This is a genomic window from Allobosea minatitlanensis, from assembly GCF_964020775.1.
In genome coordinates this window covers 1,749,898-1,762,230 of record NZ_OZ224509.1, presented here as the reverse complement: position 1 = coordinate 1,762,230, position 12,333 = coordinate 1,749,898, and the positions used below count along the sequence as shown (strand labels likewise).

The 12,333-nt window shown below is 69.5% G+C and carries 13 protein-coding genes; 6 read left to right on the top strand and 7 right to left on the bottom strand.

The genetic code is table 11. From position 1 onward, the window contains the following. Positions 1 to 13 precede the first annotated feature (13 nt). Both ACWH43_RS08625 and ACWH43_RS08620 read right to left on the bottom strand, forming a co-directional pair. A complete protein-coding gene (locus tag ACWH43_RS08625; protein WP_158446947.1) occupies positions 14 to 541 on the bottom strand; it encodes a SixA phosphatase family protein in 528 nt (175 codons plus the stop codon). A 9-nt stretch (positions 542 to 550) separates the two neighbouring features. Continuing rightward, positions 551 to 1,249 (bottom strand): TetR/AcrR family transcriptional regulator, encoded by a 699-nt coding sequence (locus tag ACWH43_RS08620; protein WP_158446946.1) that lies wholly within the window; start codon positions 1,247 to 1,249, stop codon positions 551 to 553. 104 nt (positions 1,250 to 1,353) lie between these two features. Here ACWH43_RS08620 and ACWH43_RS08615 point away from each other — a divergent pair, with 104 nt between their 5' ends. Further along, positions 1,354 to 2,607 carry an ABA4-like family protein gene (locus ACWH43_RS08615; RefSeq protein ID WP_158446945.1) on the top strand — a complete coding sequence of 418 codons (1,254 nt, stop codon included), beginning with the start codon at positions 1,354 to 1,356 and terminating at the stop codon, positions 2,605 to 2,607. A gap of 5 nt (positions 2,608 to 2,612) precedes the next feature. On the opposite strand, the gene ACWH43_RS08610 is transcribed toward ACWH43_RS08615, so the two are convergent. Then, on the bottom strand, positions 2,613 to 3,458 hold the full coding sequence (locus tag ACWH43_RS08610; protein WP_158446944.1) for an AAA family ATPase: 846 nt from the start codon (positions 3,456 to 3,458) through the stop codon (positions 2,613 to 2,615). Positions 3,459 to 3,672: 214 nt separating this feature from the next. Between ACWH43_RS08610 and ACWH43_RS08605 the strand changes: the two genes are divergently transcribed. Next, positions 3,673 to 5,463, top strand: coding sequence for a cation:proton antiporter domain-containing protein (locus tag ACWH43_RS08605; RefSeq protein WP_260347761.1), 1,791 nt, complete (start codon positions 3,673 to 3,675; stop codon positions 5,461 to 5,463). On the opposite strand, the gene ACWH43_RS08600 is transcribed toward ACWH43_RS08605, so the two are convergent. Together ACWH43_RS08600 and ACWH43_RS08595 are read right to left on the bottom strand one after the other, a co-directional pair. Then, complete coding sequence (locus tag ACWH43_RS08600) at positions 5,402 to 6,514, bottom strand: glycosyltransferase family 4 protein (RefSeq protein WP_158446942.1); 1,113 nt, start codon at positions 6,512 to 6,514, stop codon at positions 5,402 to 5,404. The two genes, ACWH43_RS08605 and ACWH43_RS08600, sit on opposite strands and share 62 nt — an antisense overlap. Then, complete coding sequence (locus ACWH43_RS08595) at positions 6,514 to 7,419, bottom strand: UDP-2,3-diacylglucosamine diphosphatase (protein WP_158446941.1); 906 nt, start codon at positions 7,417 to 7,419, stop codon at positions 6,514 to 6,516. Before ACWH43_RS08595 ends, ACWH43_RS08600 begins: the two co-directional genes overlap by 1 nt. 142 nt (positions 7,420 to 7,561) lie before the next feature. Here ACWH43_RS08595 and ACWH43_RS08590 point away from each other — a divergent pair, with 142 nt between their 5' ends. The 4 genes from ACWH43_RS08590 to ACWH43_RS08575 all read left to right on the top strand — a co-directional run bounded on the left by ACWH43_RS08590 (position 7,562) and on the right by ACWH43_RS08575 (position 10,623). After that, positions 7,562 to 8,341, top strand: a complete 780-nt coding sequence (locus ACWH43_RS08590; RefSeq protein WP_158448094.1) for an SDR family oxidoreductase — start codon at positions 7,562 to 7,564, stop codon at positions 8,339 to 8,341. Between the two features lie 181 nt (positions 8,342 to 8,522). Then, on the top strand, positions 8,523 to 9,446 hold the full coding sequence (locus tag ACWH43_RS08585) for a DMT family transporter (RefSeq protein ID WP_260347760.1): 924 nt from the start codon (positions 8,523 to 8,525) through the stop codon (positions 9,444 to 9,446). Between the two features lie 126 nt (positions 9,447 to 9,572). Next, entirely contained in the window at positions 9,573 to 10,193 is a 621-nt protein-coding gene (locus ACWH43_RS08580) for a helix-turn-helix domain-containing protein (protein ID WP_158448093.1), read from the top strand. Positions 10,194 to 10,218: 25 nt separating this feature from the next. Further along, positions 10,219 to 10,623 carry a (R)-mandelonitrile lyase gene (locus ACWH43_RS08575; RefSeq protein ID WP_158448092.1) on the top strand — a complete coding sequence of 135 codons (405 nt, stop codon included), beginning with the start codon at positions 10,219 to 10,221 and terminating at the stop codon, positions 10,621 to 10,623. Positions 10,624 to 10,653: 30 nt separating this feature from the next. Here the strand turns inward: ACWH43_RS08575 and ACWH43_RS08570 are convergent, their stop codons facing one another. Continuing rightward, positions 10,654 to 11,583: a c-type cytochrome gene (locus tag ACWH43_RS08570; protein ID WP_375796983.1), complete on the bottom strand. Its 930-nt coding sequence runs from the start codon at positions 11,581 to 11,583 to the stop codon at positions 10,654 to 10,656. Positions 11,584 to 11,802: 219 nt separating this feature from the next. Next, complete coding sequence (locus tag ACWH43_RS08565) at positions 11,803 to 12,234, bottom strand: c-type cytochrome (protein ID WP_158443319.1); 432 nt, start codon at positions 12,232 to 12,234, stop codon at positions 11,803 to 11,805. Positions 12,235 to 12,333 lie beyond the last annotated feature (99 nt).

Sequence of the window (12,333 nt, the reverse complement as noted above, 5' to 3'; positions counted from 1 at the left end):
GACGCCGCCGCGGTCATTCGTCGGGTCCTTCCCCGAGCGAGGCCGGCGTGACGAAACGGTCGAGCCGCCCGCCATGCTCGGCGACATCGCGCCAGTCGTCGATGGCGAAATCGAGCACGGCGAGGCCGGCGGTCGGATATTTCTGGCTCATCCGCGCCGAGGCGTAGCGGTCGCCATGGCCGGCGAGCCGCCGCGCCAGCTCCTCGAAGCCGGGATTGTGGCCGATCATCAGGAGCGTCTTCACCGAAGGCTCCATCTCCTGCACGACATAGAGCAGCGCCGCGGCCTTGGCCTCGTAGATGCGCGGCTCGTACTGGGTCGCGGGCTTCTCCGGCAGCATCGGCGCGACCAGCTCCCAGGTCTCGACCGTGCGCTTCGCCGGCGAGATCAGCACCAGATCCGGCAGCAGCAGCTCGTCCGCGAGATAGCGCCCCATCACCGGGGCCGCCTCGCGCCCCCGCGCAGCCAGGGGCCTGTCCCGATCGGCGACGCCGGCGGGCCAGTTCGATTTCGCATGGCGCAGGAGCATGAGGCGTCGCATGCGGGAAACCTAATCGCGGGCGGCTTCTTTTGCGAGCCCCTGCCCGGCCGAAAGCGCCGATGCCAGCAATGCGAAGAGCCGGGCCGCATGCTTGTCGAGAAAAGCCTGCCGCCCCTCTTCTGCAGTCAGGAAATCCAGCGCGCCATCGATCAGCAGGGTCGAGAAGCCGTGGACCGCGGACCAGGCGAGCAGCACCTCCGGCAGATCGGGAGCGGGGGCCTGGGCAGCGGGCTTCTCGTCCGGCAAACGAGAAGGCTGCAGGCCGCGGCTCAACCGCACCTCGCGAACCAGGATGCCGAAGGACCGCGTCGCCGCAGCCCGGAAGGCGGCGTCCTGCCGGTCCATTTCCCGCTGGCCGAAGACGACGCGAAAGCGCCCCGGATTGCCGAGTGCCGTCTCGACATAGGCCCGCGCGATCGCGGCGAGGCGGCTGCGTCCCTGCGCCTGTGCCGACGCAACAGCCGCCTCCATCGCATCCGAGAGATCGTCGAACCCGAGCGTCGCGATCGTCGTCAGCAAGCCGGTCAGATTGCCGAAGTGATGGGCCGGGGCGGCCGGCGACACTCCCGCCCGCCGGGCGCATTCGCGCAGGGTGAAACCGCCGAGCCCGCGCTCGGCCAGCACCGCTTCCGCCGCCGCGATCATCGCCTGGCGCAGGGCGCCGTGGTGATAGTGCTCGCGCGTGACCCGCGACATCGCTTCGGTCATCGGGAACTCCGCTCATCTAAACAGCGTCAAAATAATCTTGACGTCGTTAAGATACCGGGTCACAACCAGCCTGCAACTGAACACTGTCAAGTTCGGAGGATATGATGCCGCCTTCGATAGGGAACGCTGCCTTCTCCGGCGCGAATCTGCTGGCCGTCTGCGGCTGGCTCCTGCTGATCGCCGCGCCGCGCTGGCGGGCGAGCCAGGTCCTCGCCGGCCTCGCCATTCCGACGCTGCTCTCGCTCGGCTACCTGGTCCTGATCGCGGTGCATTGGCACGAGGCCCGCGGCGGCTTTTCCTCGCTCGACGACGTCGCCGCCCTGTTCGCCTCGCGACCGCTGCTGCTCGCCGGCTGGGTCCATTACCTCGCCTTCGACCTCCTGACCGGCGCCTGGCTGCTGCGCCGCGCGCAGCGCGAGGGCCTGCCGCATTGGGCGATGCTGCCGGTCCTCGCCCTGACCTTCCTTTTCGGCCCGGTCGGCTACCTGCTCTATCGCCTCGTCGCGACGAGCCGGGACATCGTTGCGGAAGACCGGATTCCACGTTTCCTGGCGCGGCTGCCGGCGCCGTTCCGGGCACTCGAATGGGAGCCCCGCCTGGGCGCCGCGGGCATTGCGATGGCGCTGCTCGCGATCCCGACGGCGCTTGCCTATGCCATCGACCCGCGGCTCTTCAATGGCGACCCCGTCTGGCTCAAGCCGCTGAAATTCGAGATCTCGATCGCGGTCTACCTGTTCTCCTTCGCGCTGCTGCTGCCGCTGACCAGCGAAGCCTTCCAGCGTTCGCGGCTCGGCCGCTTCACGGTCTGGCCGGTGATCGGCCTGCTCTTCTTCGAGCTCGTCTACATCGCCTGGCGCGCCTCGCGCGCGGAGGCTTCCCACTACAACGCCGACGGCCCGGCCGCCATCGCGCTCTATTCGGCGATGGGGATCGCTGCCGTGCTCTTCACCGCCGCAAGCGGTATCCTCGCCTACGGCCTCGCCCGCAAGGATGCGGCTCCGCTGCCCCCGATCCTGCGCCGCTCCCTGATCCTGGGCCTCGGCCTGACGGCCGTGCTCGGCATTCTCTCCGGCGCAACGCTGAGCGGCGCCGGCGGGCATACGGTCGGCACCCCGTTGCCGACAGCCGCCGTCATCCCCTTCTTCGGCTGGTCACTGAGCGTCGGCGATCTGCGCCCCGCGCATTTCCTGGCGTTGCATGCCATGCAGATCGTGCCGGGCTTCGCGCTCCTGGCTTCGCCGCTCCGTCCGGCTGTGGCGCTGCGCGCCGTCGACGCCTTCGCCCTCGCCTATGCCTGCCTGACGGGCGCGGCTCTCGTCGCCGCGCTCAATGCCCGCCCGCTGCTGGGTATCGGTTGATCGCTTCAGCGGCTCTCCCGCCGCGCCATGAAGGCGAGCTTCTCGAACAGCGAGACGTCCTGCTCGTTCTTGAGCAGCGCCCCGTGCAGCGGCGGGATCAGCTTGCGCGGGTCGCGCTCGCGTAGCACCTCCGGCCCGATATCCTCGGCGACGAGCAGCTTCAGCCAGTCGAGCAACTCCGAGGTCGAGGGCTTCTTCTTGAGGCCGGGCACCTCGCGCATCTCGAAGAACAGGCGCAGCGCCTCCTCCATCAGGCGCTTCTTGATGCCGGGGAAATGCACCTCGACGATCGCCTGCATGGTCTCGGCGTCGGGGAAGCGGATATAGTGGAAGAAGCAGCGGCGCAGGAAGGCGTCCGGCAGCTCCTTCTCGTTGTTGGAGGTGATGATCATCACCGGCCGCTGCGCCGCCTTGATGGTCTCGCCGGTCTCGTAGACGTGGAACTCCATCCGGTCGAGCTCGAGCAGCAGGTCGTTGGGGAACTCGATATCGGCCTTGTCGATCTCGTCGATCAGCAGCACCGGCCGCACCGGCGAGGCGAAGGCCTCCCAGAGCTTGCCGCGCTTGATGTAGTTGGCGATGTCCGAGACGCGCGGATCGCCGAGCTGGCTGTCGCGCAGCCGGCTCACCGCGTCATATTCGTAGAGGCCCTGCTGCGCCTTGGTCGTCGACTTGATGTGCCAGGTGATCAGCGGCGCCCCGAGCGCGGCCGCGATCTCCTCCGCCAGCACGGTCTTGCCGGTGCCGGGCTCGCCCTTCACCAGCAGCGGCCGCTCCAGCCGGATCGCGGCGTTGACGGCGACGGTGAGATCCTCGGTCGCGACATAGTTCTCGGTGCCGGTGAAACGCATGAGCCATCCTTCTGAGCGTGCGCGCGAAGGCTAGCCCATCCCCGAAGCCGGCGGGAACCGCTTTTTGCGCAAGGCAGCCGGGCAGCCATGCCTAAAGTCTCGCCCTGCAATGCAAATTTCTCGCAGGGCGCGGCGATTCCGCGATTGTGCATCGCACCGGCGGGCCGCAAGAATGGCGGGTCATCCCGACCCGCTCGAATCGCAAGGACAGTCCGTGGCCGGAACCGTCGATCCCGCCGTCTACAAGGACGCCGTCGTCGTGCTCGCGACGGCGGGGGTGGTGGTGCCGCTCGCCAAGACGCTCAAGGTCAACTCTATCATCGCCTTCATCGCCTGCGGCGCGCTGCTCGGCCCCTTCGGCCTCGGCGGGCTGGTCTCGTCGATTCCGCTGCTGCGCACCGTCACCGTCTCGAACGCCGAGGCGCTGGCCGGGCCGGCCGAGCTCGGCGTCGCCTTCCTGCTCTTCGTCATCGGGCTGGAACTGTCCTTCGAGCGCCTGATGACGATGAAGCGCCTCGTCTTCGGCCTGGGGCTCGGACAGGTCGGGCTCTCGGCCGCCGCGATCGGGCTGATCGCCTATGCGCTCGGGCAGCCGGCGACCGCGGCGCTGATCATTGGCTTCGGGCTCGCCCTCTCCTCCACCGCGATGATCGTCGAATTGCTCGCGGCGAAGAAGCGGATGACCTCCTCGGCCGGGCGCGCCAGCTTCGCCATCCTGCTCTGCCAGGACCTCGCCGTGGTCCCGCTGCTCTTCCTGGTCCATGTGCTCGAGACGCAGAACGGATCGGGCTCGCTGCTCGCCGGGCTGGCCCAGGCCTTCGTCCAGGCCGCGGCCGCCATCGCCACCATCGTCGTCATCGGCCGGCTGGCATTGAAGCCGCTCTTCCGCCTCGTCGCCTCGACCGATTCGGCCGAGAGCTTCATGGCGGCGACGCTGCTGACTGCCCTCGGCACCGGGCTGATCGCCGCCGCCGCCGGCCTGTCCATGGGGCTCGGCGCCTTCATCGCCGGGCTGCTGCTGGCCGAGACCGAATTCCGCCGCGCGGTCGAGGTCACGATCGACCCGTTCAAGTCGCTGCTGATCGGCGTCTTCTTCCTGACGGTCGGCATGGGCGTGAACCCGGCCGAGATCGCCGGGCACCCGGTGGCGATCCTCTTGGTCGCGGTCGGGCTGGTCGCAATCAAGAGCCTGATCATCTTCGTGCTCGCCCGCCGTTTCCGGCTGAACGCGGCGGCAGCGCTCGAAACCGCGCTGATGGTCAGCCCCGGCGGCGAATTCGCCTTCGTGCTCCTGAACGGCGCCTCCAGCGTCGGGCTGGTCGGGCACGGCGCGACCAGCATCGCGCTCGCCGCCGTCTCCCTGAGCATGATCACCCTGCCCCTGCAGGCGCGCTTCGCCCGCCATTTCGCCCAGAAGCTCGCGCCGGCCGTCGCGCTGCCCGAGGAGGCGAAGGCCCTGCCGCCGGACGACCGGGCGCCCCGCGCCATCGTCGTCGGCGGCGGCCGCGTCGGACGGCTCGTCGCCTCGATGCTGGAGGAGCATGGCAAGTCGCATATCGTGATCGATTCGGACGCGGCGCTGATCACCGCCCAGCGCCGCGCCGGCCGCCCCGCCTTCTACGGCGACGCGACGCAGCCGGAATTCCTCAAGCTCTGCGGGCTGGAGGAGGCGACGGCGCTGATCCTGACCATCGACAATCCGCGCGCCGTCGATGCGACCGTGCAGGCGGCGCGGGCGCTGCGGCCGGACATCGTCATCGTCGCCCGCGCCCGCGACGCCGCCCATGCCCGCCATCTCTACGAGATCGGCGTCAACGACGCGGTGCCGGAGACGATCGAGGCGAGCCTGCAATTGTCTGAAGCCGCGCTGGTCGGGCTCGGCGTGCCGATGGGCCTGGTCATCGCCTCGGTGCACGAGCGCCGCGACGGCTTCCGCGCCCAGCTCAAGCCGGCAGGCGCCGCGGCGCGCGCCCTTCCGCGCCACGCCCGCTCGCGAAGGCTGTGAAGCCGCTCGCCGCGGGCGCGGCCGGCTGCTCGCGCGGCAGATAGCCGGCCTCGCGCGCCACGCGGCGGATATGCCCGTAGAACTGCGCCGCGCTGCTCGCCCAGCTATGGCGCGCAGCCAGCTCCATCGCGGTCTCGGGCGCGATCCTGAGCGCCTGCATCGCGGCGTTGCGCAAATCCTCGCCGAGCACGGCCGCACCGCTGCCGGCGAAGACGTCGCGCGGTCCCTGCACCGGAAAGGCCGCGACCGGCAGGCCGCTCGCCGCCGCCTCCAGCAGCACGATGCCGAAGGTGTCGGTCAGGCTCGGAAACACGAAGACGTCGCTGGAGGCGTAGATCGCCGCCAGCTCCTCGCCCTCCTTCACCCCGAGGAAATGCGCGTCGGGAAAGGCGCGCTGCAGATCCGCCCGCGCCGGCCCGTCGCCGACCACGACCTTGCTGCCCGGCAGCCTGAGCGACAGGAAGGCCTCGAGATTCTTCTCGACCGCGACCCGCCCGACGCTGAGGAAGATCGGCCGCGGCAGGTCGAGCACGCTGTGCGGGCGCGGATGGAACAGGTCGAGATCGACGCCCCGCCCCCAGCGCACCAGCTTCTCGAAGCCGTGCCCGCGCAGCTCCTCCTCCACCGTCGCGGTCGAGACCATGACCGCCGCCGCGGGCCCGTGGAAGCGCCGCAGCAGGCGGTAGCTCCAGCTTTCGGGGATCGGCCAGCGCGCCGCGACATATTGCGGGAAGCGGGTGTGGTAGCTCGTGGTGAAGGGCCGCTTCTGCGCCAGGCAGACCGCCCGCGTCAGCCAGCCGATCGGCCCCTCGGTCGCGATATGGATATGGTCCGGGCCGAACTCCGCGATCCGCTGCGCCAGCGCCCGGCGGGTGGCGAGGGCAAGCCGGATATCGGGATAGCTCGGCATCGCGATCTGCCGGAAGCCGTCCGGGGTCAGCGCCGCCGCCGTCGCGCCGAAATCCGGCGCGGCCCGGATCATCCGCTCCAGCGAGCGCACCACCCCGTTGATCTGCGGCCGCCAGGCGTCGGTGGCGATGAGGACGCGCATCAGCGCGCTTTCCGTCCGGCCGTCTCCGCTTGCGCGCCGAGGATGCGCGCCAGCTCTGCCGGCCGGAGCAGGCTGCGCGCCGCCTCCGCCAGCTCCGGCACGGCGGCCGGGCGGGCCGGCACGACGACGGGCGCGGGCGCCTCGCCCTTGAGGCGCCCCTGCGGCCAGCGGATCAGCTCGAAGCGCCCGTCATGATGCTCGACGAAGGCCGTGCAGCTTTCGACCCAGTCGCCGGTGTTGATGTAAGTCAGCCCGTCGATCTCACGGAAGGCGGCGTGATGGATATGGCCGCAGATCACGCCGTCGGCGTCGTGGCGGCGCGCCTCCTCGGCGAGGCAGGTTTCGAACTCGCCGATATAGTTCACGGCGTTCTTGACCTTGTGCTTGGCCCAGGCCGAGAGCGACCAGTGCGGCAGTTGCAGCCAGCGCCGCACCTTGTTGAGCGCCATGTTGAGGCCGAGCGCGACGGTGTAGGCCCAGTCGCCGAGCAAGGCGAGCCATTTGGCGTTGCGCACCACCAGGTCGAACAGGTCGCCATGGATCACGAGCAGGCGCTTGCCGTCGGCGGTCTCGTGGACGATGTCGTCGACCAGCGTGATGCCGCCGAACTGCAGGCCGGTGAAGTCGCGCAGGAAGTCGTCGTGGTTGCCGGTGACGTAGATCAGCTTCGAGCCCTTGCGCACCTTGCGCAGCAGCTTCTGGATGACGTCGTTGTGCGTCTGCGGGAAATACCAGCCGCTTTTCAGCCGCCAGCCGTCGATGATGTCGCCGACCAGATAGATGGTCGGCGCATCGTAGGCGCGCAGGAACTCCAGCACGAGATCGGCCTGGGCTCCCCGCGTGCCCAGATGCAGGTCCGAGATGAAGATGCTGCGGACCTGCTTCGCGTCGTCCTCGTCGCTCATGCCCGGCGGCCCATGCTGTTGCGATGCCTGCGGCGTGTGTCTGATTTGCGTTGCGCTTTGATGACGGAGCCGCCAATCCATGCTCTGCCTTTCCGATGCATGGCTGCATGAGCGCAGCAGGCGAAGCTGACGGAGAAAGCTGATGGATCTTGGAATCGCCGGCCGCACGGCCATCGTCTGTGCCTCCAGCAAGGGGCTGGGCCGCGGCTGCGCGCAGGCCCTGGCCGAGGCCGGCTGCACGGTCGTGGTCAATGGCCGCGACGCCGCCACCCTCGAAGCGACGGCAAGCGATATCCGTGCCAGCACCGGCGCGACCGTCATCGCCGTCGTCGCCGACGTCTCGACCCGGGCCGGGCAGGACGCGCTGCTCGCCGCCGCGCCGAATCCCGACATCCTCGTCAACAACAATGGCGGCCCGCCGCCGAAGCCTTTCCGCGAGGTGACGCGCGAGGGCCTGCTGGAAGGCGTCGTCCAGAACATGGCGACGCCGCTCGAGCTGGTGCAGCGCGTCATCGACGGCATGGTCGCGCGCGGCTTCGGCCGCATCGTCAACATCACCTCGGCGAGCGTGGTGACGCCGCTGACCGGGCTCGACGTCTCCTCCGCCGCCCGCGCCGGCCTCACCGCCTTCCTGGCCGGCGTGGCGCGCGAGGTCGCCCATGCCAACGTCACCATCAACAACATCCTGCCCGGCGTGTTCGACACCGACCGGATCAAGACCGCAACCAACAAGGTCGCCGAGATGCAGGGCATCAGCATCGAGCAGGCGACCAGGAACCGGCTCGCCGCGGTCCCGGCCGGGCGCCTCGGCACGCCCGACGAGTTCGGCAGGCTCTGCGCCTTCCTGGCGAGCGCCCATGCCGGCTACATCACCGGCCAGAACGTCCTGATCGACGGCGGCTCCTTCCGCGGCACCTTCTGACGCCGGCGGCGGGCCGGCCGTCATGGCGGGCGGCCCGCTCCTCGCGGCGACGGCTGGGGGCCTGCCCTCGCCAGCCGCTGGGCGGCGTTGCAGCCTTGGCGCTTCGCAACCCCGCCGCGCCATGATCTAAGGAGGGACGGTTTCGCCCGAAACCGTTCCCGCCCTCCCGCCGCGCGCCGCCTTGTCCCCTCTCCTCGGCATCAGTCTCAAGCTGCTCTCGGCGCTGTTCTTCACGCTGATGTCGGCCGGCATCAAGGCCATCTCGACGCGCTACCCGACGGGCGAGATCGTCTTCATCCGCTCCTTCTTCGCGATGATCCCGCTGCTGATCTGGCTCGGCTGGCGCTCCGAGCTGCCGGAGGCGCTGAAGACGAGCAATCTGCGCGGCCATCTCAAGCGCGGCATCATGGGCTCCACCGGCATGTTCTGCGGCTTCGCGGCCCTGCAGTTCCTGCCGCTCTCGGAGGCCGTCGCCATCGGCTATGCCGCGCCGCTGGCGGTCGTGGTGCTCGCGGCGCTGGTGCTGAAGGAGCGCGTGCGGATCTATCGCTGGAGCGCCGTCACGATCGGCTTCGTCGGCGTGCTGATCATGCTCTCGCCGCATCTCGGCGCCGGCGCCCACCAGCTCGGGCCGGGCGCGGCCATCGGCGCGGCGCTCGGCCTCGCCGGCGCCTTCTGCTCGGCCTTCGCCTCGGTCGAGGTCCGGCTGCTGACGCAGACGGAACGCACCGGCGCCATCGTCTTCTACTTCATGCTGCTGACCAGCCTGCTCGGCCTCTCGACCATCCTGCTCGGCTGGAACCTGCCGAGCTACCAGGACGCCGCGCTGATGGTCCTCATCGGCGTGCTCGGCGGCCTCGGCCAGATCCTGATCGTCCAGGCCTATCGCTATGGCGACGCCTCCCTGGTCGCCCCCTTCGAATATTCGACCATGCTCTGGGCGGTGGCGATCGGCTGGTTCTGGTTCGGGGAATGGCCGGCGGCGACGATCCTGATCGGCGCCTTCATCGTCATCGCCTCGGGCATTTACGTGATCTTCCGCGAGCGCCAGCTCGGCCTCGCCCGGCGCGCCCAGCGCGAAGCCGGCCCCAGCCGCGTCGCCTGAAGCCGCCCCGACCGGCCGCGAGACTCGCTCCCGAGACTTGCTCCGCAGCCGGAGAACAGGCATTGTCCGTTCGTTATAAAGATCGTTGCGAGGCAGGCGATCGGGACAGCGAGCGGGACAGGCCGGATGGGCATCGAGACGAAAGAGCGCGGCGGGCGCGAGCTGGAATCGGGCGCGCAGGTGATCTCCGGCCAGCTCGGCAAGACGATCCAGCGCCTGCGCAAGGCCTACAACTTCTCGCTCTCCGACCTCGCCGAACAGTCCGGCGTCGCCAAGTCGATCATCAGCCAGATCGAGCGCAACGAGACCAACCCGACGCTGGCGACGATCTGGCGGCTGTCGCAGGCGCTCGACATCTCGATCGAGCGGGTGCTTTCCAGCGGCGAGGAAGAGCCCTTCATCGACAAGACCACCCGCGCCGACACGCCGATCCTCGTCTCGGAGGACGGCAAGCTCAGGCTCGCCATCATCGGCTGGATCAAGACCGTCGAATGGCTGCAATGGTACGATGTGACCTCGGAGCCGGGCGGCGAGCTCGATTCGGAGGGCCATCAGCGCGGCTCGATCGAATCCCTCTCCGTCACCGCCGGCGAGTTCGAGGTCGAGGTCGGCGACATCGTCCAGCGTGCCAAGGCGGGCGAGACGCTGCGCTATCGCTGCGACCGCCGGCATGTCGTCCGCTGCGTCGGCAAGGAGCCGGGGCATGCGCTGATGGTCTGCATCCTCAAAGCCGCGGTGATGGAATAGCCCGGCCGAAAGCGGAGGCGAAGCCATGGAGATCCGCCGCATCGGCACCCAGCCCTCGGGCCCGGGCCCGGCCGCATACTTCACCGGCCCGGTCCGCATCGACCCGCTGTTCAACCCGCCGGAACCGGCGCGGATCGCCACGGCGCTCGTCACCTTCGAGCCCGGCGCCCGCACCGCCTGGCATACCCACCCGCTCGGCCAGACCCTGATCGTCACGGCCGGCTGCGGCTGGGCCCAGCGCGAAGGCGGGCCGGTCGAGGAGATCCGGGCGGGCGACGTCGTCTGGTTCCCACCCGGCGAAAAGCACTGGCACGGCGCCACGGCGACCACAGCGATGAGCCATATCGCCCTTCAGGAGAAGCTGAACGGCTCGGCCGTCGAGTGGCTGGAGCACGTCACCGACGCGCAATATGCCGGGTCACGCGCGTAACCGCGGAACAGGCCACGGCTTCCGCGACCGCTACTTCGCCTGAGGCCGCGGCGGAGTCGCGACCGCCGGCAGGGACTTCAGATATTCCGCCATCGCCGCCCGATCGGCATCGGAAAGCTGCGCCATATTGCGCACCACCTCCGCCATCGGGCCGCCGACGCTGTCGAAGCTCGGCGTGAAGCCGGTCTTCAGCAGCTCCGCGATCTCCTCCTTCGACCATTTGCCGAGCCCGTCCGCCTCGTCCTGCGTGATGTTGGGGACGAAGCCCTTGCCCTCCGGGTCGGGCCCGCCGGCGAAGCGCGTCGCCGGCACGATCGCGCCGAAGCCGTTGCGGCTGGAGTGACATTCGGCGCAATGGCCGGGTCCGTTGACGAGATAGGCGCCGCGGTTCCAGGCCTCGCTCCTCGCCGGGTCCGGGCGGAAGGAGCCGCCCTCGAAGAACAGCAGCTTCCAGCCGCCGACCAGCCGCCGGATGTTGAAGGGGAAGCGCAGCTCATGCGCCGGCGCCCGGCCCTCGACCGGCGGCAGGGTGCGGATATAGGCGAAAAGATCGGCCAATGCCTTGGGCGGCATCAGCCGGTAGGAGGTATAGGGAAAGGCCGGATAGAGATGCTCGCCCTGCCGGCCGACGCCGGCCGCCATCGCATCGACGAAATCCTGGATGCCCCAGTTGCCGATGCCGTCGCGCGTATGCGGCGAGATGTTGGGCGCGTGGAAGGTGCCGAAGGCCGAGGCCAGCGCCAGCCCGCCGCCGAGCCGCGTGCGGTCGTCCTGCCCCGGCGTGGCATGGCAGGAGGCGCAGCCGCCCGCCGCGAACAGCACCTTGCCGTTCTCGATATCGGGAGCCGGCAGCGCCCCGACCTCGGGAGCCGGCGAGACCAGGCGGGGATCCGTCAGCAGGTAGAAGCCGCCCAGCGCGACGGCCGCCAGCAGGACGAGCGTGACCAGAAGGCGGCGCAGCAGCAGCATCGTTGTCTCCATCAGGCGCAATCGACAGATTGGACGGCGGAGCCGATCGCCGGCAACCCTTTCGCTGCAACAATTCCAGAATAGGCCGCGCCTCGCGGGGCGCGGCGAGCCTGCTTCAAACGCCTCGAAAGCGCGAAAGGCTCCCTCGCATGCGAAAAAAGCGGGCGGCCATCTCTGGCGCCCGCTGTTCCGAAGGCCTCCTGCGGGCCTTCACCTCTTGACCCGGTAGACCTCGTGGCAGGCGCCGCAATTCTTCGTCGCGGCCCCGAAGGCGGCACGGAAGCCGGCGAGATCGGTCACGCCCGCGCCGGCGCCCGCATCGGCCTCGAATTTGGCGAAGGCGGCCTTGAAGCCGGCCTGGTCCTCCCAGATCTTCGGCGCGGCCGTGGTCTCGCCGCCGGTCCTGGAGGTCTCGGGAAACAGCGTCGGCATCGTCTTCGCCGCATCGGCATAGGTCTTGAAGATGCCCTGCGCCTTGGCCGCGTCGAAGGCGGCGTCGCCCTTCGCCATGGCCGCCCCCTCGCGCGTCGCCCGGCCCACCCCCTTCATCAACTGCTGGCGTTCGGCGATCGGATCGGCCTGGGCCATGGTGGCGGCGAGGCCGAGCCCGAGGCCGGCGAGCACGAAAGCGGTGCGGATCATTCAGTTCCCCTTCGAAGCGTGGCGCCGCCGGGGCGGCGCCGTTTTGAACGCTTCCAGATCAAACGATGATCGCGGCGGAGCCAAGTCGCTTTTGCGTGA

What these genes read in the sequence shown, in the direction of transcription:
- ACWH43_RS08625 (WP_158446947.1), bottom strand. Translation starts at nt 541, where the DNA reads ATGCGACGCCTCATGCTCCTGCGCCATGCGAAATCGAACTGGCCCGCC.
- ACWH43_RS08620 (WP_158446946.1), bottom strand. Translation starts at nt 1,249, where the DNA reads ATGACCGAAGCGATGTCGCGGGTCACGCGCGAGCACTATCACCACGGC.
- ACWH43_RS08615 (WP_158446945.1), top strand. Translation starts at nt 1,354, where the DNA reads ATGCCGCCTTCGATAGGGAACGCTGCCTTCTCCGGCGCGAATCTGCTG.
- ACWH43_RS08610 (WP_158446944.1), bottom strand. Translation starts at nt 3,458, where the DNA reads ATGCGTTTCACCGGCACCGAGAACTATGTCGCGACCGAGGATCTCACC.
- ACWH43_RS08600 (WP_158446942.1), bottom strand. Translation starts at nt 6,514, where the DNA reads ATGCGCGTCCTCATCGCCACCGACGCCTGGCGGCCGCAGATCAACGGG.
- ACWH43_RS08595 (WP_158446941.1), bottom strand. Translation starts at nt 7,419, where the DNA reads ATGAGCGACGAGGACGACGCGAAGCAGGTCCGCAGCATCTTCATCTCG.
- ACWH43_RS08590 (WP_158448094.1), top strand. Translation starts at nt 7,562, where the DNA reads ATGGATCTTGGAATCGCCGGCCGCACGGCCATCGTCTGTGCCTCCAGC.
- ACWH43_RS08580 (WP_158448093.1), top strand. Translation starts at nt 9,573, where the DNA reads ATGGGCATCGAGACGAAAGAGCGCGGCGGGCGCGAGCTGGAATCGGGC.
- ACWH43_RS08575 (WP_158448092.1), top strand. Translation starts at nt 10,219, where the DNA reads ATGGAGATCCGCCGCATCGGCACCCAGCCCTCGGGCCCGGGCCCGGCC.
- ACWH43_RS08565 (WP_158443319.1), bottom strand. Translation starts at nt 12,234, where the DNA reads ATGATCCGCACCGCTTTCGTGCTCGCCGGCCTCGGGCTCGGCCTCGCC.